The 23,560-nt window shown below is 63.2% G+C and carries 23 protein-coding genes; 9 read left to right on the top strand and 14 right to left on the bottom strand.

Annotated elements, in window-relative coordinates; all coding sequences use genetic code 11:
* The first annotated feature begins 5 nt into the window (after positions 1–5).
* The 6 genes from J7573_RS04410 to J7573_RS04385 all read left to right on the top strand — a co-directional run bounded on the left by J7573_RS04410 (position 6) and on the right by J7573_RS04385 (position 6,165).
* Positions 6–1,412: a pitrilysin family protein gene (locus tag J7573_RS04410; protein ID WP_294326102.1), complete on the top strand. Its 1,407-nt coding sequence runs from the start codon at positions 6–8 to the stop codon at positions 1,410–1,412.
* A 154-nt stretch (positions 1,413–1,566) separates the two neighbouring features.
* The gene (locus J7573_RS04405) at positions 1,567–2,589 is read left to right on the top strand and encodes a DUF5924 family protein (RefSeq protein ID WP_294326100.1); all 1,023 of its coding nucleotides are present in this window, start codon (positions 1,567–1,569) and stop codon (positions 2,587–2,589) included.
* 80 nt (positions 2,590–2,669) lie between these two features.
* Complete coding sequence (locus tag J7573_RS04400; protein ID WP_294326098.1) at positions 2,670–3,803, top strand: MlaE family lipid ABC transporter permease subunit; 1,134 nt, start codon at positions 2,670–2,672, stop codon at positions 3,801–3,803.
* Positions 3,800–4,591 (top strand): ABC transporter ATP-binding protein, encoded by a 792-nt coding sequence (locus J7573_RS04395; protein WP_294326096.1) that lies wholly within the window; start codon positions 3,800–3,802, stop codon positions 4,589–4,591. The genes J7573_RS04400 and J7573_RS04395 overlap by 4 nt, the downstream gene beginning before the upstream one ends.
* Before the next feature lie 3 nt (positions 4,592–4,594).
* Complete coding sequence (locus J7573_RS04390) at positions 4,595–5,533, top strand: MlaD family protein (RefSeq protein ID WP_294326095.1); 939 nt, start codon at positions 4,595–4,597, stop codon at positions 5,531–5,533.
* Positions 5,530–6,165, top strand: a complete 636-nt coding sequence (locus J7573_RS04385; protein WP_294326093.1) for an ABC-type transport auxiliary lipoprotein family protein — start codon at positions 5,530–5,532, stop codon at positions 6,163–6,165. The genes J7573_RS04390 and J7573_RS04385 overlap by 4 nt, the downstream gene beginning before the upstream one ends.
* Here J7573_RS04385 and J7573_RS04380 read toward each other — a convergent pair.
* From J7573_RS04380 to J7573_RS04355, 6 genes are all read right to left on the bottom strand, one after another.
* Entirely contained in the window at positions 6,147–7,376 is a 1,230-nt protein-coding gene (locus J7573_RS04380; protein ID WP_294326091.1) for a spore maturation protein, read from the bottom strand. The two genes, J7573_RS04385 and J7573_RS04380, sit on opposite strands and share 19 nt — an antisense overlap.
* A 257-nt stretch (positions 7,377–7,633) precedes the next feature.
* The gene (gene gltP / locus J7573_RS04375) at positions 7,634–8,962 is read right to left on the bottom strand and encodes a glutamate/aspartate:proton symporter GltP (protein WP_103448313.1); all 1,329 of its coding nucleotides are present in this window, start codon (positions 8,960–8,962) and stop codon (positions 7,634–7,636) included.
* Between the two features lie 730 nt (positions 8,963–9,692).
* Complete coding sequence (locus J7573_RS04370; RefSeq protein WP_294326086.1) at positions 9,693–10,166, bottom strand: inhibitor of vertebrate lysozyme family protein; 474 nt, start codon at positions 10,164–10,166, stop codon at positions 9,693–9,695.
* Positions 10,167–10,168: 2 nt separating this feature from the next.
* Positions 10,169–10,330: a DUF1328 domain-containing protein gene (locus tag J7573_RS04365; protein ID WP_103448315.1), complete on the bottom strand. Its 162-nt coding sequence runs from the start codon at positions 10,328–10,330 to the stop codon at positions 10,169–10,171.
* A gap of 43 nt (positions 10,331–10,373) precedes the next feature.
* Positions 10,374–10,667, bottom strand: a complete 294-nt coding sequence (locus tag J7573_RS04360; protein WP_294326083.1) for a hypothetical protein — start codon at positions 10,665–10,667, stop codon at positions 10,374–10,376.
* Between the two features lie 177 nt (positions 10,668–10,844).
* Entirely contained in the window at positions 10,845–11,648 is an 804-nt protein-coding gene (locus tag J7573_RS04355) for a BON domain-containing protein (protein WP_294326830.1), read from the bottom strand.
* A 228-nt stretch (positions 11,649–11,876) separates the two neighbouring features.
* Here J7573_RS04355 and algB point away from each other — a divergent pair, with 228 nt between their 5' ends.
* Both algB and J7573_RS04345 read left to right on the top strand, forming a co-directional pair.
* Positions 11,877–13,223 (top strand): sigma-54-dependent response regulator transcription factor AlgB, encoded by a 1,347-nt coding sequence (gene algB / locus J7573_RS04350; RefSeq protein WP_294326081.1) that lies wholly within the window; start codon positions 11,877–11,879, stop codon positions 13,221–13,223.
* Entirely contained in the window at positions 13,220–14,998 is a 1,779-nt protein-coding gene (locus tag J7573_RS04345; protein WP_294326079.1) for a KinB sensor domain-containing domain, read from the top strand. The genes algB and J7573_RS04345 overlap by 4 nt, the downstream gene beginning before the upstream one ends.
* Positions 14,999–15,010: 12 nt before the next feature.
* On the opposite strand, the gene J7573_RS04340 is transcribed toward J7573_RS04345, so the two are convergent.
* The 8 genes from J7573_RS04340 to J7573_RS04305 all read right to left on the bottom strand — a co-directional run bounded on the left by J7573_RS04340 (position 15,011) and on the right by J7573_RS04305 (position 22,719).
* Positions 15,011–16,630, bottom strand: a complete 1,620-nt coding sequence (locus J7573_RS04340; RefSeq protein WP_294326075.1) for an EAL domain-containing protein — start codon at positions 16,628–16,630, stop codon at positions 15,011–15,013.
* A gap of 82 nt (positions 16,631–16,712) precedes the next feature.
* Positions 16,713–17,489, bottom strand: a complete 777-nt coding sequence (locus J7573_RS04335) for an N-acetylmuramoyl-L-alanine amidase (RefSeq protein ID WP_294326074.1) — start codon at positions 17,487–17,489, stop codon at positions 16,713–16,715.
* 87 nt (positions 17,490–17,576) lie between these two features.
* The gene (locus J7573_RS04330) at positions 17,577–17,966 is read right to left on the bottom strand and encodes a hypothetical protein (RefSeq protein WP_294326072.1); all 390 of its coding nucleotides are present in this window, start codon (positions 17,964–17,966) and stop codon (positions 17,577–17,579) included.
* 101 nt (positions 17,967–18,067) lie between these two features.
* A complete protein-coding gene (locus tag J7573_RS04325; protein WP_294326070.1) occupies positions 18,068–20,014 on the bottom strand; it encodes a diguanylate cyclase in 1,947 nt (648 codons plus the stop codon).
* Positions 20,015–20,112: 98 nt separating this feature from the next.
* Positions 20,113–20,967: an endonuclease/exonuclease/phosphatase family protein gene (locus J7573_RS04320; protein ID WP_110639519.1), complete on the bottom strand. Its 855-nt coding sequence runs from the start codon at positions 20,965–20,967 to the stop codon at positions 20,113–20,115.
* A gap of 12 nt (positions 20,968–20,979) precedes the next feature.
* Complete coding sequence (gene dsbA, locus J7573_RS04315) at positions 20,980–21,615, bottom strand: thiol:disulfide interchange protein DsbA (RefSeq protein ID WP_110639518.1); 636 nt, start codon at positions 21,613–21,615, stop codon at positions 20,980–20,982.
* 152 nt (positions 21,616–21,767) lie between these two features.
* Positions 21,768–22,385 carry a c-type cytochrome gene (locus tag J7573_RS04310; RefSeq protein WP_079230207.1) on the bottom strand — a complete coding sequence of 206 codons (618 nt, stop codon included), beginning with the start codon at positions 22,383–22,385 and terminating at the stop codon, positions 21,768–21,770.
* A gap of 31 nt (positions 22,386–22,416) precedes the next feature.
* Positions 22,417–22,719, bottom strand: a complete 303-nt coding sequence (locus J7573_RS04305) for a c-type cytochrome (protein ID WP_027917189.1) — start codon at positions 22,717–22,719, stop codon at positions 22,417–22,419.
* A gap of 193 nt (positions 22,720–22,912) precedes the next feature.
* Here J7573_RS04305 and yihA point away from each other — a divergent pair, with 193 nt between their 5' ends.
* Positions 22,913–23,545, top strand: a complete 633-nt coding sequence (gene yihA, locus J7573_RS04300) for a ribosome biogenesis GTP-binding protein YihA/YsxC (RefSeq protein ID WP_294326059.1) — start codon at positions 22,913–22,915, stop codon at positions 23,543–23,545.
* Positions 23,546–23,560: the final 15 nt, after the last annotated feature.

Raw genomic sequence — 23,560 nt, 5'->3', positions numbered from 1 at the left:
CGCCCATGCGTTGCCTGATGTTCGTTTGCCTGCTGATCTGCAGCCTGCCCTCATTTGCCCTCGATCGCTCGCGGGTCGAGGGTTACCTTTTGCCCAACGGCCTGCAGGTGATCCTGAAGTCCGGTTACGAGCGCGACCATGTGGCGATCCGCCTGGTGGTGGGCGTTGGCCTGGATGACTTCGACTGCGAGCAGAAGGAGTTGCCGCACCTGCTCGAACACCTGCTGTTCACCGGCATCGACGAAACCGGTGAAGGCGGCCTGGAAGAACGCCTGCAGAGCCTGGGTGGCGAGTGGAACGCCTACACCAGCAGCGCCGACACCACCTTCGTGATCGAGGCGCCGGCACGCAATCAGCGCAAGGTGCTCGACCTGTTGCTGGCAATCATCCGCGACACACGCATCGACGCCAAGGCCCTGGCCACGGCCAAGCGCATCATCGAGCGCGAGGATGGCGGCCATTATGGCCACCTGCAGCGCTGGCTCGACCGCCAGGACATCGGCCACCCGGCCAGCGACCAGCTGGCCACCGAGCTGGGCCTGAAATGCCCCGAACGCTCCAATGTCGCGGACATGACCCTGGAACAGGTGAAAACCCTGCGTGATCACTGGTACGCCGCCAACAACATGACCCTGATCGTGGTCGGCGGCCTGGATCGCCTGTTGCCGGCCTATCTGGAGCGCACCTTCGGCGAATTGCCTGCCACCGAACCGGAAGAGCGGCGCACCCTCGAAACCATCAGCCAACAGGCCGAGCAGCGCCGCGACCTGACCCGTGGCCTGCTGGGCGACAGCGTCAAGTTGCACTGGCTGTTCATCGAGCCGGTCCTGGACAGTGACCATCAGCAGACCCTTGACCTGCTGTCGCGCTACCTCGACTGGGCCGTATACGACCAGCTACGCCTGCGCAACGGCCTGTCGTATGGGCCATCGGTACAACGCGAGAGCTTTGGCGACAGCGGCATGCTCAGCCTCAATGCCGACCTTGAGCGCGATGACATCGACCCAGCCGTGAAGGTGATGCAGCAGCTGTTCGATCATTTGCGCAAGGAAGGCCTCGACCCGGATACCTTCGCCCGCATCAAGGATGCCGCCGTGGCCAAGGAAAGCTGGAGCACCCAGGGCAACAGTGCACTGGCCGATTACTACTGGGGGGCGCTGAATGACTACAACCACGGCCGCTTTGCCGACCCGGCGCGCAAGTTGCGCCAGGTAACGCTGGAAGAGGCCAACGCGGCCTTGAAGGAATTGCTCAAAGATCAAGGTTACCTGCGGATCGAGAAGCCGTTCCTCGGGTATGACGAGCTCTATGGGCTGGTTGCTTTACTGCTGGGGCTGATACTGGCGCTGGGGCTGCTGCGCTGGCGGCGACATAAGCCACAACGACCCAGTGGTGCTACACGGCAGCAGTAAATCGGCGGTATCCTTTTGCCAGTACCGGCCCTTTCGCGGGGCAAGCCCGCTCCCACAGGTATCGCACAGGATCTAAAACCAGCGCAGTACCTGTGGGAGCGGGCTTGCCCGCGAAAGGGCCGGCACAGCCACCTCATAATCTCGTTGTAGACCCATGCCTCCAATACCCCACTTCGTCCAGCGCGTCATCGAGCTGCTCAAACGCTACCCCGGCGTCATCGCACTCGGAGGTTTTCTCTCCGGCATCGGCAGCTTCATCCTGGTCGACCGCCAGGCCAGCCTGGCCAGCTGGATCGCCATCATCATGCTGGTCAGCTGGGTCTGGCTGATGCTGGAAAACACCCTGACCGGCCTGTTCGCGCGCACCTTCAAGCGCGAGATCCCGCAGCCGCTGCTGCGCTACGCGACGCAGATGATCCACCAGGAAAGCCTGTTCTTCGTCTTGCCGTTCTTCTTCATCACCACCACCTGGAACAGCGGCCAGCTGGTGTTCACCGGCCTGCTTGGCGCCGCCGGGCTCATCTCGATCATCGACCCGCTGTACTACAAGTGGCTGGCGCCACGGCGCTGGCTGTTCCTCGCGATGCACACCCTGACGCTGTTCGCCGCGCTGCTCACCGCGCTGCCGATCATCCTGCACCTGACCACTGCACAGAGCTTCAAGCTGGCGTTGATTGCCGCCATGGCGCTGTCGTTCCCGAGCCTGCTCAGCAGCTTCCCGGTCACCACCTGGCGCCGCGGCGTGGCACTGGTGCTGGTTACCCTGGCGGTGGGCGGTAGTGGCTGGTTGCTGCGTTCGTGGGTACCACCGGCAACGCTGTGGATGACCGACGTGGCGGTCAGCACCGAAGTGCTGAATCGCCAGCCCGGCGAGTCGCTTGAGGAGATTGCCGCCAGCCGCATTCGCAGCAATGGCCTGTACGCCTACACCGCGATCAACGCACCACGAGGCCTGGACGAGCGCATCTACCACGTGTGGCAGAAGGACGGCCAGGAAGTCGATCGCATCGCCCTGGACATCCATGGCGGGCGCAAGGAAGGCTACCGTGCCTGGACCCACAAGCAGAACTTCCCGCCCAACCCGGTGGGCAAGTGGCAGGTGCGGGTGCTGACCGAGGATGGCCAGGTGATCGGTGTGCTGCGCTTCAAGGTGGTGGACGACGCGCCCGCGCCGTGACATTGGCGAAGGACAGCACACATTCAACAAACCGCTCCATGCCCGCTGCGCTATGATCAGCCTCTAGCCCAGCCGGATGCATGGAGCCTATGACCACCCCCAGCGCCACCCTGGACACCAGCTGCCAGCCGGCCTGCCTGCGGATTGCCGGTGACTGGACCCTGGCCCACTACGCCAGCCTCAGGCGCGACAGCGAACGCCTGCGCACGCAGTACGGCGCCGATACCGTCGTCGACCTCAGCCAGCTGGGCCGCCTGGACACCGCCGGTGCCTCGCTGCTGGCCGAGCTGCTCGGCTCCGAGCGCCTCTCGCACTGCACCAACGGCCTGCCTGACGCCAGCCGCGCCCTGCTCAAGAATGTCTACTGCTCGGTGCAGGACTACTGCATCCCGATCAAGGAGCCCGAGCGCAACGTGTTGCTGGTGCTGCTGGAACGCATCGGTTGTGCGGTCGGCACGCTGTGGCAGGACACCATGCAGCTGCTCGGCTTCCTCGGCCTGATCATCGAGACCCTGCTGCGCCGCCTGCTGCAGCCACACCGCTGGCGCGTCACCCCGGTGATCGCGCACATCGAGCAGACCGGGCTGGACGCCGCCCCCATCATCGCCTTGCTGACCTTCCTGGTGGGCGCAGTGGTGGCCTTCCTCGGTGCCACGGTGCTGGCCAATTTTGGTGCAACGGTGTTCACCGTCGACCTGGTGGCCTTTTCATTCCTGCGTGAATTCGCCGTGCTGCTGACCGCCATCCTCATGGCCGGGCGCACCGCCAGTGCCTTCACCGCACAGATCGGCTCGATGAAGGCCAACGAAGAGATCGACGCCATCCGCACCCTGGGCCTCAACCCGATCGAACTGCTGGTGGTGCCGCGAGTACTGGCGCTGCTGATCTCGCTGCCGTTGCTGACCTTTGTCGCGATGATCTGCGGCATCGTCGGGGGTGCGGTGGTTTGCGCCCTGACACTGGGCATCTCGCCGGCGATGTTCCTGTCGCTGCTGCAAAGCGACATCGGTGTGCAGCACTTCCTGGTCGGCCTGGCCAAGGCGCCGGTCTTCGCCTTCCTGATCGCCGCCATCGGCTGCCTCGAAGGCTTCAAGGTCAGCGGCAGCGCCGAATCGGTCGGTGCCCACACCACCTCCAGCGTGGTGCAATCGATTTTCGTGGTCATCGTGCTGGATGCGGTGGCCGCGCTGTTCTGCATGGAGATGGGCTGGTGAGTGGCCGGGAAGCGGTAATCGAGGCGCGGGGCATCTGCAATCGCTTCGGCAGCCAGGTGGTGCACAAGGACCTCGACCTCGACCTGTACCGCGGCGAAATCCTCGCGGTGGTCGGCGGGTCGGGGAGCGGCAAGTCGGTGCTGCTGCGCAGCATCATCGGCCTGCGCCGCCCCAACGAGGGGCAGGTCAAGGTGTTCGGTGAAGACCTGGCCGGTTTGCGCGAGGAACAACGTTCACAGGTCGAGCGCCGCTTTGGCGTGCTGTTCCAGAAAGGCGCGCTGTTCTCGTCGCTGACCGTCACCGAAAACGTCGCCCTGCCGCTGATCGAGCATGCCGGCCTGTCGCGCGCCGATGCCGAGCACCTGGCTGGGGTCAAGCTGGCCTTGGCCGGCCTGCCGATCTCCGCCGCCGACAAGTACCCCGCATCGCTCTCCGGCGGCATGATCAAGCGCGCAGCCCTGGCACGCGCCCTGGCGCTGGACCCGGACATCCTGTTCCTCGACGAACCCACTGCCGGCCTCGACCCGATCGGCGCCGCCGCCTTCGACCAGCTGATCCTGACCCTGCGCGATGCCCTGGGCCTGAGCGTGTTCCTGATCACCCACGATCTCGACACCCTCTACACCATCACCGATCGCGTCGCCGTGTTGTCACAGAAGAAGGTACTGGTCGCCGGCCCCCTGGCCGAGGTCGAGCAGACCGACGACCCCTGGATCCACGAATACTTTCACGGCCCACGCGGGCGCGCAGCCGAAAACGCCGCCGCCAGCGCCGGGCAGGAGCGCTGAACAATGGAAACCCGAGCTCATCACGTCCTGATTGGCCTGGTCACCGTCCTGGTGGTGGCCGGCGCCATGCTGTTCGGCCTGTGGCTGACCAAGTCCAGCGTCGACGACGCCTTCAAGGACTACGAAGTGATCTTCAACGAAGCGGTCTCGGGCCTGTCCCGCGGCAGCCCGGTGCAATACAACGGCATCAAGGTCGGCGATGTCACCAGTCTGCGCCTGGACCCGAAGGACCCGCGCCGGGTGCTGGCCCGTGTGCGCCTGAGCGGTGATACCCCGGTCAAGGAAGATACCCAGGCCAAGCTGACCCTGGCCGGGGTCACCGGCAACTCGTTCATCCAGCTCACCGGCGGCACGCCGCACAGCCCGGAGCTCAAGGGCAAGGACGGCAAGCTGCCGGTGATCGTCGCCTCGCCGTCGCCGATCTCGCGCCTGCTCAACGACAGCAGCGACCTGGTGACCAACATCAACCTGCTGCTGCACAACGCCACGCAGATGTTCTCGGACAGCAACATCGAGCACCTGAGCAACACCCTGGCCAACCTCGACCAGACTACAAGCGCCTTCGCCAACCAGAACGGCGGTGTCAGCGAGGCAATCGCCCAGCTGGCCCAGGTCGGCAAACAGGCCAACGCCACCCTGGCCGAAACCCAGGCACTGATGCGCAACGCCAACGGCTTGCTCGGCACCCAGGGCAAGCAGGCCATCGGCAGCGCCGAGCAGGCCATGCAGTCGCTGGCCGAAAGCGCCGCGACCCTCAACAGCCTGCTGCAGGACAACCGCCAGTCCATCGACGACGGCGCCCAAGGGCTCAACCAGCTGTCTCCGGCCATCCGTGAGCTGCGCGAAACCCTCAACTCGCTCAAGGGCATTTCCCGGCGCCTGGAGGCCGACCCGAGCGGCTACCTGCTGGGCCGTGACAACAACAAGGAGTTCCAGCCATGACCCCATCGCTGCGCCTGCTGGCCCTGGCAACCACCCTGAGCCTGGCCAGCGCCTGCTCGATCCTGCCGCAGAGCGAGCCGGTGGATACCTACCGCTTGCCAGTCAACCAATCTAGCCATAGCGCCAGCCCGGTGGACTGGTCGTTGCGCCTGAACAAACCGCTGGCCAGCGAAGTGCTGGCCGGGCCACGTATCGCCGTGATTCCTCAAGGCGATGTGATCAGCAGCTACAAGGGTGCCCGCTGGAGCGACCCGGTGCCGTTGCTGGTGCGCAACCGCCTGCTCGATGGTTTCCAGCGTGACGGCCGGGTGCAGCGGCTGAGCGCTGACGACAGCAACCTGCAGGCCGACTACGAGCTGAGCGGCGAGCTGCAGGCATTCCAGAGCGAATATCAGCCAGGGGGCAAGGTGGAAGTGGTGATTCGCTACGACGCACGCCTGGTGCAAGGCCGCAGCCAGCGCATCCTCAGCAGCAGGCGCTTCGAAGTGCGCCAGCCACTGGCTGATACCCAGGTGTCAGCCGTGGTCGCCGGTTTCGGCGCGGCCAGCGATCAGCTGGCCGGGCAGGTGGTGAACTGGACCGTGGCGCAAAGCGGCCAGGCTCAGAAGCAGGCTCAGGCGAAGAACCAGTAGCAGACGCAGATCGCGGCGATCACGCCGGACAGCTCGGCCAGCAAGGCACAGCCGACGGCGTGGCGCACTCGCTGGATGCCGACTGCGCCGAAATACACCGCCACCACGTAGAAGGTGGTTTCGGTGCTGCCCTGAATGGTCGCGGCCACCAAGGCAGGGAAGCTGTCGACGCCGTGGGTCTGCATGGTTTCGATCAACATGGCCCGCGCCGCGCTGCCGGAGAACGGCTTGACCAGCGCGGTGGGCAGGCCCTCGACGAAGCGGGTGTCCAGGCCCATCCAGTTGACCATGTGGCGAATGCCATCCAGGGCCAGTTCGAGTGCGCCCGAAGCGCGCAGCACGCCCACCGCGACCAGCATCGCCACCAGGTAGGGCAGCAGGCTCTTGGCCACATCGAAACCTTCCTTGGCACCCTCGACGAAGGCTTCGTACACCTGCACCCGCTTCAGCGCGCCGATCACCAGGAACAGGATGATCACCCCAAACAAAGTCAGGTTGCCGAGGATCGACGACAGGCTGGCCAACGCTGCGGCCGACAGGGTGCCCAGGAAAGCCATGAAGCCACCCAGCAGCAGCGCGCCGGGGATCAGGTAGGCGAGCACCACCGGGTCCCACAGGCGCAGGCGCTGCATCACTGCCACCGACAGCAGGCCGACCAGGGTCGAGGCACTGGTCGCCAGCAGGATCGGCAGGAACACCAGGGTGGGGTCAGTGGCGCCTTGCTGGGCGCGGTACATGAAGATGGTCACCGGCAGCAGGGTCAGCGACGAGGCATTGAGCACCAGGAACAGGATCTGCGCGTTGCTGGCCGTGGTGCTGCTGGGGTTGAGCTCCTGCAGCGCGCGCATGGCCTTGAGGCCGATCGGCGTGGCGGCGTTGTCCAGGCCCAGGCCGTTGGCGGCAAAGTTCATGGTGATCAGGCCCAGAGCCGGGTGGCCGGGCGGCACTTCCGGCATCAGGCGGGCGAACAGCGGCCCGAGCACCTTGGCCAGCCATTCGACGATGCCGGCCTTTTCGGCGATCTTGAGGAAACCCAGCCACAGGGTCAGGGTGCCAAACAGCAGGACCATGACCTCCACCGAGAGCTTGGCCATGGCGAAGATGCTCTCGACCATCGCGGCGAAGATGCCAGCATTGCCACCGACCAGCCATTGGGCCAGTGCGGAAACGGCCGCCACCAGGAAAAAGCCGAGCCAAAGGCCGTTGAGCATCCGTGTGTTCCCCCTGAAAAATGCCCGAATCATAGCGTATCGCGGCGCCTGGCTGGAGCCCCCTGACCTGACGGCGGACCTTGTGGGAGCGGGCTTGTCCCGCGAAGCAGGCAACGCGGTGTATGGCACCGGCTTCGCCGGTGTTCGCGGGACAAGCCCGCTCCCACAGAGATCGCGAACCGGCCAGCAGACCGGACAAATCCACAGGCAACAAAAAGCCCCGACAAGTCGGGGCTTTCTGGTTCAGCCGTTCAGGCTCAGCGCTTGGCGGCTTCGCCAACCAAGGCAGCTTCCTGCTTGTCCGCCATCAGCGAGGCGTAGTACTGCTCGCCCTTGGCGGCGTCGTACATGCCTTCCCAACGCGCAATCACCAAGGCTGCCAGGGCGTTGCCGATCACGTTCAGGGCGGTACGCGCCATGTCCATGATGCGGTCGACACCGGCGATGAAGGCCAGGCCTTCCAGCGGAATGCCCACGCTGCCCAGGGTCGCCAGCAGCACCACGAAGGACACGCCCGGTACGCCGGCGATGCCTTTGGAGGTGACCATCAGGGTCAGCACCAGCAGCAGCTGCTGGCTCCAGGACAGGTCGATGCCGTACAGCTGGGCGATGAAGATGGCCGCGATGCTCTGGTACAGGGTCGAACCGTCGAGGTTGAACGAGTAGCCGGTCGGTACCACGAACGAGCAGATCGACTTCGGCGCACCGTACTTCTCCATCTTCTCGATCACGCGCGGCAGCACGGTCTCGGAGCTGGAGGTGGAGTAGGCGAGGATCAGCTCATCTTTCATGATGCGCATGATCTTGATCACCGAGAAGCCGAACAGGCGCGCCACCAGGCCCAGCACCATGAAGGCGAAGAAGGCGATGGCGAAGTACACCAGCAGCACCAGCTTGGCCAGCGGCAGCAGCGAGCTGAAGCCGAAGTTGGCAACGGTCACGGCGATCAGGGCAAACACACCGATCGGGGCGTAGTTCATGATCATGTGGGTGACCTTGAACATGGTTTCCGACACAGCCTGGAAGGTACGCACCAGCGGCTCGCGCAGGTCGGCCTGCAGGCTCGACAGGCCGAGGCCGAACATCACCGAGAAGAAGATGATCGGCAGCATTTCGCCACGCATCAGCGCTGCGAAGATGTTCGACGGGATCAGGTTGAGCAGGGTCTCGATGAACGCGTGCTCATGCTGCACTTCGGCCGCGGTGGCCTGGTACTTGGAGATGTCGACGGTACCCAGGGTGCTCATGTCGATGCCGGCGCCCGGGTGGAACAGGTTGGCCAACACCAGGCCGACAACGATGGCGATGGTGGTCACCACCTCGAAGTAGAGGATGGTCTTCAGGCCGATGCTGCCCAGTTTCTTCGCATCGCCAACCCCGGCGATACCCACGATCAGCGACGAAATCACGATCGGGACGACGATCATCTTGATCAGGCGAATGAAGATGTCACCGGCGGGCTGGAGGACGTTGCTGATCCACCAGGCCTTTTCCGCGCTGAAGTGGTTCAGCAGCGCGCCGACTGCAACGCCCAGGAGCAGACCGATGACGATCTGCCAGGCGAGGCTCAGTTTTGCCTTCTTCATGTCTTTACCCTTTGTTCTAGTGGTCACGGGTACCGACCGGAAAAGCGCGTAACAAAGCCGTTGGCAACGTCACGGGGAGCTTTTGGCTTCCGTCCGGAGACCTCGTGTAAGGACACCGCGAGCGAGCGACAGGGCGCTCGGGCCAGCGAAAAAGGCGGCAACTATTGCGATGGGCAAGGCTGAAATCTAATGCCGGAAACGCATACCCCATGCCGATACGGCATAGTCATTCAGGTCAAAATACGCCGCACGTAAGTCATTGATTTATAACGTTCGGAAATCCGAACAAGACCAAACCGCCATATTTCGGCAGTTTTGGCGGTATGTAGGCGGGGATGAAAACGGCTTGTTCGACAATCCGAATGGCCGAAATGGCACTTGCGCGCCCCCTGTACCGGACGAAAAAAAATTGATGTACGGTCAAGACAAAATGTGTCTTGGAGGTCAGGACCTGAAAGGAATCAGCAAAAGGGGGATATGGCGCCTCGGAAGCCAGGCCCGGTTGCGGTGTTTGTCAGACACCCCCGACCTGAAGCTTCCGATTCTGCCTTTGCCTGACCCGGCCCAATGCTGGAGGTACTCCCTGTACCCCTAGGCCACTCCGATCCTGCAACAATCAGAACAGCCCGGCCCCCTGGTCATGCGCTGCCCCTCCTCGGGGCGGCGCATCATAGAAGCGAGAAAGATAGAAAGGTTCCGCTTCCATTACATGACAGCGCGCGACCGCTGGTCAGTACCACTTCGGATCACGCTTCAGTTGCTCCTGCAACATCGCCTTCATGCCGTCGTCCGGTTTGCCCAGCCAGCGGTACTGCGCATGGCGGGTTGGCGACTTGTCACTCGGCAAACCCTCGGGCACTTCCACCAGCATTCCGTAGGCGTCGTCCTTGTCCCAGCTGAACGCCACGATCAGACGTTTGTAGGTGCAGTTCTGCGGCGACTCGCACAGCGGGCCGACCAGATACTTGTCGCCGTCTTCAGTGACGGCAGACATCTGCTCCTGGCCGCTGCCGCTCAGGTTGATCACCCAATCAGGCAAGCGTTCCTCGCCCTTGATCGTGTCTTGCCAGGTTTCCCGGTATTCGGGGTCCGAGCCGAGCAACTGCTCGACCCGGACCTGGCCATCATTGGCCGCCAGCACCGCTGCACTACCGCCCGACATCAAGGCAGCAGCAGCCAGGGCTGCGTATAGCTTCCTGGTCATCTTCAACCTCGACCACGTCCAAAGAAGAAGGAGGCTACGAACAGGACCAGGAAGACAATGAACAGGATCTTCGCGATACCCGTAGCGGCGCCAGCGATACCACCGAAGCCAAGCACAGCGGCAACAATGGCGATGATGAGGAAAGTGACAGCCCAGCTAAGCATGATGCTTCTCCTTTCTTTTTTTGAAATCGGTCCGGCCAGCGTCTCAGAACACCCAGCGCTGCTGGGGCGCGACGTTATCCACAGTGGCCGGTGAGGTATTGGCGGCAGGCCGCTGCCCGACGGGTTCGGCGGCTTTTACCAGGGTGTTGGCGCGGCTTGCCTGAATCTGCGTCAGCAGCGCGGTTTGCGCTGCCACCTGATCGGCCAGGCGCGCGGTCTGCCAGCTGTAATAGAAGAGGCCAGCGGCCAAGGTCAGCAGCAACGCCATGCCAAGGATCAACAACTGGCGCACAGGCAGTGCGGCATTCAGCGAGCGGTTGACGGATGGGCGGTTCATGCCGGCTTCTCCTGCTGTAATTTTTCTGTTCAAACCTGAACTAGTAATTGCAGCCTGCATGCCAGCCCATCAAATAAAATAAAATGCCTACAAATCAATTAGTTAACAGCGATACACAATGCCGCTGAGGACGTATCCTGCACGATGTACCTGATGGCGTCGTGCGAATTGCACGATTCAGCCCTCAACCTTGGTCGCCACTTTAAGCAAATCAGCGTCGACACCCCGCACCCCGATGATCTGCCTGGCGATATCCACGGCGATGCTCTTCTGCTCGCTGCTGACCACTTCACCGGTCAGCCGGACCATGCCTTGTTCGCTGGCAACCTTGATGTTCAGGCCGTCCAGATTGCGGCTGAAGCGGAAGCTGGTCTGAATCTTGTCGATCACCCAGCCATCACTCGGCTGCCGGCCGCTCGAAGCCTCAATGGGGGTTTCCCTTGCCTGCGCCATGGCTGCGGTATCCATGCTGACGAGGTTGTTGACCAGGTGCACGCCGTCGGTGGTGCGCGCCACCACGCCTGCCAGCTCCTTGGCCTCGGCACTGTCGACTTTTCCACGCAAGGTCACCACACCGTCTTGGCTTTGCACTTCGATAGGTGATTTTTCCGTGGCCTTGCTCCACAGCAATCGGGCGCGGATCACAGCCGCTAAGGTCACATCTTCCAGCCGCTGGGCGTAGGCACGCAGCTCCAGCGGGCGCTCGACCAGTGCGGCATTGACCCGCAGCTGGTTGTCGACCTGCTCGACTCCCCGCGTGGCCAGGGCCACCTGCTCGGCCAAGTCGCGCTCGACGCCGTTCTCGACTTCACCGGAAAGGCGAGCCCGCTTGCCATCGACCTCGACCTTGATGCGGAACGGGTTGAGCACCTGGTTGAGGGCCAGCGCGGTTTGCAGCGAGCCCTCCAGGCGGGCGTCCTGAACCGGGTCGGCCGAGGCGGGTGTGCAAACGGACAACAGGGAGGCCGCCAACACGGCCATTCGGATGACAGGGGACACGGGTGTACCTCCTTTTAGTTGGCAAAAGCTGAAAATCATCGCAACCAATGTGCCAGCGCGCTGCTCTAAGAAAATCATCGAGATATCCGGCGTCACGGTACGACTTGGCCATTGGCTAGCATGCAAAGGACCGATTCCTTCACAATTGACCGTGCAACTTGCCCGATTTTCCCCACACTAATTGAAGATCTACCCGAAGGAGCGCAGGAAATGGAATCAGCCCAGGACAACCAAGGCCGCATTCTGCTGGTGGATGACGAGTCCGCGATCCTGCGCACCTTCCGCTACTGCCTGGAAGACGAAGGCTACAGCGTGGCCACGGCCAACAGCGCCGCACAGGCTGATGCCTTGCTGCAGCGCCAGGTGTTCGACCTGTGCTTCCTCGACCTGCGCCTGGGCGAGGACAACGGTCTCGATGTGCTGGCACAGATGCGTATCCAGGCACCCTGGATGCGCGTGGTGATCGTCACCGCACATTCGGCGATCGACACCGCCGTCGATGCCATCCAGGCCGGTGCCGCCGATTACCTGGTCAAGCCCTGCAGCCCCGACCAGTTGCGCCTGGCCACCGCCAAGCAGCTGGAAGTCCGTCAACTGTCGGCGCGCCTGGAGGCCCTCGAAGGCGAAGTGCGCAAGCCCAAGGACGGCCTCGACTCGCACAGCCCGGCGATGATGGCCGTGCTGGAAACCGCCCGCCAGGTCGCCACCACCGATGCCAACATCCTCATTCTGGGTGAGTCGGGCACCGGCAAGGGCGAGCTGGCCCGTGCCATCCACGGCTGGAGCAAGCGGGCACGCAAGGCCTGCGTGACCATCAACTGCCCGTCGCTGAACGCCGAGCTGATGGAGAGCGAATTGTTCGGCCATACCCGCGGGGCGTTTACCGGCGCCAGCGAGAGCACCCTGGGCCGGGTCAACCAGGCGGATGGCGGCACGCTGTTCCTCGATGAAATCGGCGATTTCCCCCTGACCTTGCAGCCCAAGCTGCTGCGCTTCATCCAGGACAAGGAATACGAGCGGGTAGGCGACCCGGTCACCCGCCGCGCCGACGTGCGCATTCTTGCCGCGACCAACCTCAACCTTGACGACATGGTGCGCGAGAACCGCTTCCGCGAAGACCTGCTGTACCGCCTCAACGTCATTACCCTGCACCTGCCGCCGCTGCGCGAGCGCAGCGAGGACATCCTGACCCTGGCCGACCGTTTCCTGGCCCGCTTCGTCAAGGAATACTCCCGCCCGGCCCGTGGCTTCAGCGACGAGGCACGCAGCGCGCTGCTCAACTACCGCTGGCCGGGCAACATTCGCGAACTGCGCAACGTGATCGAACGCGCCAGCATCATCTGCCCCCAGGAGCGCGTGGAAATCAGCCACCTGGGAATGGGCGAACAACCGACAGGCAATGCACCTCGGGTAGGCGCAGCCATGAGCCTGGACGAGCTGGAACGCGCGCACATCGGCGCCGTGCTGGCCACCAGCGACACCCTCGACCAGGCCGCCAAGACCCTCGGCATCGACGCCTCCACGCTCTACCGCAAGCGCAAGCAGTACAACCTGTGAAGCTGCCGATGAAGCTGCGCACGCGGCTGTTCCTCAGCATCTCGGCCCTGGTGACCGTGGCCCTGCTGGGCCTGTTGCTGGGGTTGGTGAGCGTGCTGCAGATGGCCACGGTGCAACAACAGTCGGTGCGCGAAACCACCCTTGCGCTGGAAGTGGGCTTGAAACTGCGGCAGAACCTCGGTGAGCAACTGACACTGCTGCTGGACGAAGACACCGCCCCGGACAGCCTGCGGCCCCTGCAGGACAATTTCCAGGCGCTGCTCAACCAGGGGTTGGCGCAAGGCGGTGAACGCACCGGCTTCAGCAAGGCCAGCAGCAACTACCAGGCCTTCCTCCAGGCTTACCGCGACAGCCCGGCGCCGGCCCGCAGCATGGGCATGGAACAACCACTGGGCGTGGCATTCAACCAGGTGCGCACCGACCTGATCGATTCGCACAAGCAAGCCCTCGATTTCATGGCCCGCAGCGAAGAGCACACCCGTGACCGCGCCTTGCTGGTCAGCGGGGTACTCGGCCTGATGGGGCTGGTGGTGCTAGTGCTCGGTTTCGTCACCGCGCACAACATCGCCCGCCGCTTTGGCCAGCCGATCGAAGCGCTGGCCAAGGCCGCCGACCAGCTCGGCCAGGGTGACTTCGAAATCACCTTGCCGGTCACCCAGGCCATCGAGCTGAACCAGCTGACCCGCCGCTTCGGGCTGATGGCCGACGCCCTGCGCAAGCACCAGGCAACCAATGTCGATGAACTGCTGGCTGGCCAGCAGCGTCTGCAGGCCGTGCTCGACAGCATCGACGATGGTTTGCTGATCATCGACCGCCAAGGGCACCTCGAGCACCTCAACCCGGTCGCCCAGCGGCAGCTGGGCTGGAACGACAGCCGGGTCGGCAGTGGCCTGGCCGACGCCCTGCAGCGCCCGGAGCTAGAGCAACAGCTGCGCCAGGTACTGCGCGGCGGCAGCCTGGATCGGCCACCGGAAGACCTTAGCATCGAGGTCGATGAAGAGTCCCGCCTGCTGACCTACAGCCTGACCCCTGTCAGCCATCCGCAAGGGCCGATTCTGGGTGCGGTGATGGTATTGCACGATGTCACCGAGCAACGAGCCTTCGAACGTGTGCGCAGTGAGTTCGTGCTACGTGCTTCCCATGAATTGCGCACACCCGTCACGGGCATGCACATGGCATTCGGCCTGCTGCGCGAGCGGTTGAAGTTTCCGCCCGAAGCTCGCGAGAGCGATCTGCTGGAGACCATCGGCGAGGAAATGCAGCGCCTGACCCAACTGATCAACGACCTGCTCAACTTCTCGCGCTACCAGAGCGGCCTGCAGAAGCTCGAGCTTGCCCCCTGCGCCATCGACGAACTGCTCGACAGGGCGCAAGCACGCTTCAGCGAACAGGCCGCCAACAAGCAGATCGAGCTGATCAAGGCCCTGGAGCCACCGCTGCCACGCATCCAGGCCGACGTAGTGCAACTCGACCGGGTGCTGGACAACCTGCTGCACAACGCCATTCGCCATACCGCCAGTGGCGGGCGCATCCGCCTGCATGCACGGCGGCATGCGGAGCGGGTGATCATCAGTGTCGAGGACAATGGTGAAGGCATTGCCTACGGGCAGCAGGGGCGGATCTTCGAACCGTTCGTACAGGTGGGGCGCAAGAAAGGTGGCGCCGGGTTGGGGCTGGCGCTGTGCAAGGAGATCGTGCAGTTGCATGGCGGGCGTATGGGGGTGTTTTCCCGGCCAGGGCAGGGCACACAGTTCTACATGGCCCTGCCAGTCTGACTTTTTCCGCACTCAGGGCTCATCATCGATCCGCGCCCGTCGTGGTTGCCGGCCACGGGTCACCAGTTCGGCGAACTGCCGGGCATTCAGCGGATGGGCAAACAACCAGCCCTGCCCGTAATTCACCCCCTCGCTGTTGAGCAGCACCGCCTGCGCCTCGCACTCGATGCCCTCGGCAATCACCCGCAGGTGCAGGTCATGGGCCATGCGAATGATGTGTGGCGCCACACCGCTGCTGGCGGCGTCGTGCCCCAGGGCGTCGATGAATGCCTTGTCGATCTTCAGGCAGTCCACCGGCAAGGTCTGCAGGTAGGCCAGGCTGCAATAGCCCGTGCCGAAATCATCGATCAGCACCTGATGCCCGACCGCACGCAGGGCTTGCAGGTTATCCCGCGCCACCACCACGTCGATCAGCCCGCGCTCGGTGACTTCAAAGGCAATCTGGCTGGCAGCGACGCGGTGCAGCGCCAGCAGCCGCGCTGCCACCCGGCCAATGCGCGGCACCATCACATCGCAGGCCGCCAGGTTCACCGAGATGTAAAGATTGCGATGCGAGCGCAGCAGCTGGCCCAGCTGCTCAAGCACGCGTTGCAGCACGAAATCGGTGATCTGGCGGATCTGCCCGGTGTTTTCCGCCAGTGGAATGAACAAGTCCGGGCTGGTCAGCGAACCGTCCGGGCGGCGCCAGCGCACCAGGGCCTCGGCACCGACACAGCGACGGCTGTCGAGCTCGATGATCGGCTGATACAACACCTGCAGCTCGCCCCGGCGCAGGGCATTCTGCAGTTCGGAACTCATCGAGCGCCGCTGCAGGATCAGCTGCAGCACCAGCCAGCCGATACAGCAGGCCGCCAGCACACTGCCCGGGAACAGCAGCCAGAGCATGCCGTTCATGCGCAATGGCAGGCTGGCCCGCGGTGCGATCAGCACCAGCTGGTAGTCCGGCGACTTGGTCGGCATGCGGTAGACCAGCCGATCGCGTAACTCGAACAAGGACTTCTGGCTGGGCGGTGGCCAGCTACTGGTCGGCGGCCAAGCCTGGGGCGGGCCCAGCACAGGGATTGCACGGGTACCGTTATCCAGCACCACCAGCAAGCTGCCGCCCGGTGGCAAGTCGACCACGTCGGTCAGGTGCCCACGTGAGGTGGAAACCAGGAAATTACCCCGCGCCAGCATCAAGGCCGCGAGGTTTTCGTTGGGTTCAGTGGTGGTATTGAGCCAGTAGCTGTAGGTCGGGCCCTGGATATCCGGCGCGCGCGTTGGCACGAAAGCCCTTGCCCCGCCCCGGTTGGAGCAGGCGACATTGGCATCCACATAAGCCGCTTCATAGATGAAGCGCGAACCCAGGCCGACCTGTTGCAACACCGAGATCATCGCCGGGTTGCAGCCGCGCAGCGACTGCGCCTGCAGTTCGTCGACGCCCTCGCGCAACTGGCCGAACACCTGCTCCAGGCGGTCGAGAAAGCGCTCGCCCTGGGCGTTCATCTGCGCGCTCTCGCTTTCCTTCATCTGCTGCAGCGCAATGCCAATGCTGGCGGTCAGCAATACCGCGGCACTGGCCAACGCTGCCAGGGAGGCCAGCATCCAGGGGCGGTAAAAAAATTGGCGCAATGCAGAAATCAGGGCAGACATGGGCAGCATCCAGTTGATTAACAAGGTATAGCAACTGGAATGAGAATCGGCTTTGCCGTTTGGCGCCCGAATGCAATTCGCCTTAACGCATGCGGTTGAGCACCGATAGCATGGCTGCGGTCTGCGCGTCCGGCATGCCGTCGAAACGCTGCGGGCGGAAGTGCATCTGGAAGGCGGCGATAACGTTCCGCGTGGCGACATCCAGCTGCCCGGTCTGCTCGATGGCATAGCCAAAGCGCGCCAGTTCCTGCTGGTACCAGCCAATGGTCGGTGGGTTGACGTTGAAGTAAGCCTGCTGACGCGCCACGGCATTGGCTTCAGGCCAGACGCCGAGGCCTGCATCCGCCAGGCGCTTCCAGGGGAACAACGGGCCAGGGTCGAGCTTGCGCGCCGGGGCGATGTCGCTGTGCCCGATGATGTGCCGCGGCTCGATGTTGTTACGCTTGACGATGTCCTTGAGCAAAGCGATCAGCGACTGGATCTGCGCCTCGCTGTAGGGGTACCAGACGCGGCCCTTGGCAGTATCGTCGAACCCCGGGTTGACGATTTCGATGCCGATGGAGCTGGAGTTCAACCAGGTGCGCCCCTGCCACTGGCTGTCACCGGCATGCCAAGCGCGGCGGTTCTCGTCGACCAGCTGGTAGACCGTGCCCGGGCCGTCGCCGATCAGGTAGTGGGCGCTGACTTCGCCATGGGTCAGCAATGCCAGCGAGCGCTCCAGCGACGCGTTGGTGTAATGCAGCACGACGAACTGGATTCGGCTGTCCTGATTGGCAGAAGGGTGGTTGCGGTCGATGCGCAGGCCGGTCGAGCATCCGGCAAGAATGAGTAGCAAAAGCCCGGCAAAAAGCGTTTTCATGGCAGAGGAGCACATAGTTAGGGACATTGACGACAGTGCTACAGTATAACGTGCTCCTCCGGTTTCGGTGCTTCTACCGCCGTAATGTCAACGGCTGCACATCACCAGAAACTCCAGCGAGTTGTCACCGCTCGCTTTCTGCTGGTCGACCAGTTGGGTCATCACATTGACCTTCTCGGCCAAAGGCTTGCCAATCACCTTCGCCTGCCCATGCAATTGCCGCTCATAAGTGCTGACATCGATTGGCGAAACACTGCAAAAGCCCGGGTCCTTGTGCACGATTCGCTTGTTCAGCTTCAGCGTGTACTGGCTGAAGTAATTTTTCTGCGGCTGGTGATCGACTTCGGTAATCCACTGCGGCCACTGCCTGAGCACCTTGCCATCTGCCGACACATGGGCCGTCAGCAGGTCATCATTGGCAAAGGCGGCACCCTGGAAAGCCGCGCCCAAGGCGAGCATCACGAGACCATTACTCATCTTCATCTTTCTACTCCGGTCTGATCGACTTTGCCGGCCTGAATAACAGGTAGGCGGGGGGTCATTTTCAGGATCAGACGGGGCCTGGATGAGGTATCTATTTACGCCGACAGCACGCGGTTTCGGCCTTGGTCCTTGGCGCGATACAACGCCGCATCGGCGCGCTTGAGCACCTGGTCGCCACGCTCGCCGGAGCGGAAGGCACTCAAGCCGATGGATGTGGTGATGACCACGCGTTCGCCCTTGAAATGGAACGGGCAGGCCTCGATCGCCGCGCGTAGCGCTTCGGCAACCTGAGCGGCGGCTTCAGGAGACGTCTGCGGCAGCAACAGCACGAACTCTTCGCCGCCGAACCGGGCGATGAAGTCCCGTGCGCGCAGGCGCTTGCGCAGCTGGTCGGCAACGATCTTCAGTACCTTGTCACCGGCCAGGTGGCCGTAACTGTCATTGATACGCTTGAAGTGGTCCAGGTCGAGGATGGCCATGGCCAGGTGACCGCCGCTTTCCTGCCAGTCGAGCATTTCGCGCTCGACCTGCTCGGTCCAGGCCGCGCGATTGGGCAAGCCCGTCAGCGGGTCGATCAACGCCTTCTGCCGCTGTTCCTCCAGGTGTTCACGATAGCCAAGCGCTTCCTGCTCCATGCTGGCGACCCGCTCGGCCAGGCCCTGCAGGCGCCCGGCAAGTTCCTGCTCGCGGCGATCACGCTCGTGCTGGTGCTCGTCCATGGTGCCAAGCAGTGTTTCCAGGCGGTTCTCCAGGATGTGCTTGAGGCTGTCCACATCCACGGCGCCCTGCACGCTGCTTTGCAGGCCATCGACCTGTTCGCGCAGCTGGCTGTCCAGCTCGCGCGCGGCGGAACTGTTGTCGGCATGGCCGGCGCTGGCTTCGTGCAGGTGGCTCTGGAAGCTGTCGAGGCGTTCGTTGAGCTGCTGCAGGTAGGTCTCGAATTCGTGCTGCCCGCTATCGGTGATCGCCAGCATGAGCACGGCGAGGTCATCGAGGACCGGAATCAGTTCATACCAGTTCAGCCCGCGTGCCACCCGCTCGCGCATTTCCAGGGCCTGAGCCTTGTGGCGCTCTGGCAGGCTGAGGTCGTCCAGCAGGCCGATCAGGGTCTGTTCGATGTGCGCGGCGACCTGGCTGTAAGGCGGCTCCACCGCATCGGGAAGGGAGTAGGGGCCGTCCTCACCGAATACTTCTTCGAGTGTCGTCGGCACCGGGGCCGTCGGCTGCTCAGGCTGCTCCTGCAGCTCGGGCGCTTCATCTGCTGGCGGCTCAGCTTCAGGCTCGACCACTACCGGTTGTTCAACGGCATGTGGCTCTGCAATCAACTCCGGCTGGGCAGCATGCGCAGCTTCCTCTGGCTCCGGGGCAGGCGCGGCGGCAGCCAACGGTTGCAGCTCGTCCGCATCACGCGGCGGCAAGTCCACCAGCACAGGCCCATCCGGTTGCGGCTGGGTTTCGGCCGGCGCAATTTCAGGCGCAGGTTGCGCAGACCGAGCGGCCTCTGGCTGGGGCTCGCTGTCGTGGTTACCGAACAGGCGCTGCAGGAAGCCCGGCCGGGCCTCGTCAGCCGGCTTGCTCAGGGATGACAGGGCTCGACCTTGCAGGCCACTGAGCTCACCCAGCAGAGGCGGCAACTCACGTGACTGGGCGACCCCACCATCGAGCTTCTTCGCCAGCTTTTTCAGTGGCCGGGCCACTTCACCGGGCAGCGGCAAGCCTTGAAGCTGGGTGACCAGCGCGTTCAGGGCGTCACTGACCTGATTCATGCGGGTTTCCCGGCGCTGCTCGGAGTCCAGCACCGCCTTTTCCAGACGCGGGATCAACCCGGCCAGGCCAGCGTCCATGTTGTCGCTGCGGATGACCTCTCGCATTTCCTTCATGCACTGGTCGACGACCTTGTCGCTGCCTTCGGCCGCCAGGGTGCTACGCACCAGGCCACGGCGCAGCAGGTCAAGGCGCGCGTCCCAGCGACGTTCGAGCTTTTCCTGCTGCTCGATGCTTTTAAGGTATTTTTCTTTCCAGCGCTCGGCTTCTTCGGTCATGCCTGGATCCGCGACGGGTAATGCATCTGTGGGCTGTGTAATTACACGCTGTCGGCGCGCCCCTCGAACACTTGAGGGCTTGCCGCGCTTTAGCTGATCTAGCTCAAGACCGGCAGCGTATCCACAGTCAGTGCATCAGGCAATCGGATCTCTACCGCAACGGGAAGATGGTCGGAAATTGGCTGTGCCAGCACCTCGACCCGCTCCAGGGTCAGGCTCGGGCTGAGCAGGATGTGGTCCAGGCAGCGCTGCGGGCGCCAGCTGGGGAAGGTGGCTTCGACCTGCGGTGCGATCAGGCCCAGATCACGAAGGGGCGAATGCTCGAGCAGGTCGGTGGCATGGGTGTTCATGTCGCCCATGAGGACCTGGTGGCGGTAGCCGCCGATTAATTCGCGAATGTAGCCCAGTTGCAGGGCGCGAGTCTTGGCACCCAGGGCCAGGTGCATCATGACCACGATCAGCGCATCCTCACCTTCGCCGAAACGCACCAGGATCGCACCACGGCCAGCCGGGCCGGGCAGCGGGTGATCTTCGAGGAGTTGCGGCTTGAGGCGGCTGAGCACACCATTGCTGTGCTGGGCAAAACGCCCGAGGTTGCGATTGAGCTGCTGGTACCAGTAAGGGAAGGAACCCAGCTGAGCCAGATGCTCCACCTGGTTGACGTAGCCTGAGCGCAGGCTGCCGCCATCGGCCTCCTGCAGGGCCACCAGGTCGAAGTCGTTGAGCAACTGACCGATTTTCTGCAGGTTACCGGCCCGCCCGGTGTGCGGCAGCAGGTGCTGCCAGCTGCGGGTCAGGTAATGCCGGTAGCGCTCGGTACTGATACCCACCTGGATGTTGAAGCTGAGCAGCCGCAGACGACCATCCTCGGGCAGGCCAGGGGCCTGCAGGTGATGCTCGTTGACCTGCGGCTGGTGCAGGCCAATGCCACGCGTAGTTCTGAAGCGGGGCATGGGGTACGCCGCTTACTTAGCGGCGCGCTCCTTGGCGATCAGCTGGTCGGCAACGTCCAGCACGCCGTCCGGGCCGCCGGCGGTACCCAGGTCGAAGCGGTACTTGCCGTTGACCACCATGCTCGGTACACCAGTGATTTCGTACTTCTTCGCCAGTTCCTTGGCCTGGTTGACCTGGCCCTTGATGGCGAACGAGTTGAAGGTGGCGAGGAACTTGTCCTTGTCGACGCCCTGGGTAGCGAGGAAGTCGGCCATGTCTTTCGGATCGGTCAGGCGCTTGTGCTGGTTCTGGATGGCGTCGAACACCGCGGCATGAACCTTGTGCTCGACGCCCATGGCTTCGAGGGTCAGGAACATTTGGCCGTGGGCGTCCCACGGGCCGCCGAACATGGCCGGTACGCGCTTGAAGTTGACGTCCTTGGGCAGCTTCTCGACCCATGGGTTGATGGTTGGCTCGAAGTGATAGCAGTGAGGGCAGCCATACCAGAACAGCTCGACCACTTCGATCTTGCCTGGCTGGGATACCGGAACAGGGTTGCTCAGCTCGATGTATTCCTTGCCGGCAGTGGCAGGCTCTGCGGCCTGGACGGCAGTCATACCGAAGACGCTGGCAGCGACCAGCGCGGCGCTGAGAATCAGTTTACGCATGCTTTACTCCTGAGCATTCATTGGTCGCCTCGACGCGACCGTGCTGTGACCGGTGGCGAAGGGCCCGAGTTCTGTAGTGTAACGGCTGCGGACAGAAAAAAGGGCGGTCTGCGCCGCCCTTTCATCTTTAGCGTTGCAGCATTAACCGAATGTTAATGCAGGCCCTGGATGTAGCTGGCCAGTGCTTCGATCTCATGGTTGCTCAGCTTGCCGGCGATGGTGCGCATGGTCATCGCATCGCCGTCGTTGGTGCGGTTGCCTTCGCGGAAGTCGGTGAGCTGCTTGGTCACGTACTGCGAATGCTGGCCGCCCAGGTGCGGGAAGCCGGCGAGGGCGATACCTGCGCCGTTCGGCGAGTGGCAACCGGTACAGGCAGGCATGCCTTTCTCAAGATTGCCGCCATTGAACAGCGCGCGGCCGCGTTCGACCAGCTTGGGATCGGCGGCACCAACGCTGCCTTTCTGGCTGGAGAACCAGGCGGCGATATCGGCCAGGTCCTGGTCACTGAAATTGGCCAGCATGCCGGTCATTTCCAGCACGGTGCGCTTGCCCGACTTGATGTCGTGCAGTTGCTTTTCCAGATAGCGCTGGCCTTGGCCAGCCAGTTTCGGGAAGTTCGGCGCCAGGCTGTTGCCGTCCGGGTTGTGGCAGGCGCCACAGACGGCAGTCTTGGCCTGGCCAGCGGCGGCATCGCCTTTGATGGGTTCCGCAGCAGTGGCCGCACCTGCGACACCCAGGGTCAACAGCAGACTCACGACTAGTTTGTTCATCAGCTAATCCAACACGGCTAAGGGTGAAATGTTATGTATCGGGACTGCCGCTCATCCAAAGGATGACCAAACGGTAGTCCTCGGCACTGCAGTCCATGCACAATCCACGCGGCGGCATAGCCTTGAAACCCTGGGTAACATGCACCACCAGTTGCTCCATGCCTTGCGCCAGCCTTGGCTCCCAAGCTGCCGGGTCACCCTTCTTGGGTGCCTGTGGCAACTGCCCGGCGTGACAGGCCGCACACGTGCGGTTGTACAACGCCTCGGGATCCTGTGTAGCCTGTGCGCTGAAAAACGGCAGGAACATACCGACAGCTAGCAGCCATTTCGCCATGCGAAACGACCTGACAGGGTTGGGGGACGCGCTGCGTTCTGATGCGCGAGCTATTGTTCGACACCCCATGCACATTCCCCTTCGCTGGGAGAATGAGCACACAAAAACTGGGGCATTATATACTTCCGCCATCCAAACGGAAACGACACCGCTTGCCGGCCTAGGCTTTGGCAACACCCACATCGGATATCCCATGCAAGTCAATAACCCCATCCTCGGCCTCTGCCAGAGAGCCAAATTCGCCCTCAGCGCTGCCAAGGTCGAACAATGCCCGGACGACCAGGGTTACGAGGTGGCTTTCGCCGGCCGTTCCAACGCCGGCAAATCCAGCGCCCTCAATACCCTGACTCATGCCAGCCTGGCGCGTACCTCGAAAACCCCAGGGCGCACCCAGCTGTTGAATTTCTTCAGTCTGGACGATGAACGGCGTTTGGTCGACCTGCCGGGCTACGGATATGCAAAAGTTCCGATTCCGCTGAAGCAACACTGGCAGAAGCACCTGGAGGCCTATCTGGGCAGCCGTGATTGCCTGAAAGGCATCATTTTGATGATGGATGTGCGTCACCCGATGACCGACTTCGACAAGATGATGCTTGACTGGGCCAAGGCCAGCGGCATGCCGATGCATATCCTGCTGACCAAGGCCGACAAGCTGACCCACGGTGCGGGCAAGAACACCTTGCTCAAGGTGCAGTCGGAGATTCGCAAGGGGTGGGGTGACGCGGCGACCATCCAGCTGTTCTCGGCACCCAAGCGCCTGGGCCTGGAAGAGGCCTACCGGGTGCTGGCGGACTGGATGGAGCTGGAAGACAAGCCAGCTGTTTGATGGCAGTTCACTGAT

The sequence above is a fragment of the Pseudomonas sp. genome (assembly GCF_017744435.1).
Lineage (GTDB): Bacteria > Pseudomonadota > Gammaproteobacteria > Pseudomonadales > Pseudomonadaceae > Aquipseudomonas.
Note: the sequence above shows the minus strand (reverse complement) of the source record. Positions and strands in the feature narration are given on the sequence as shown.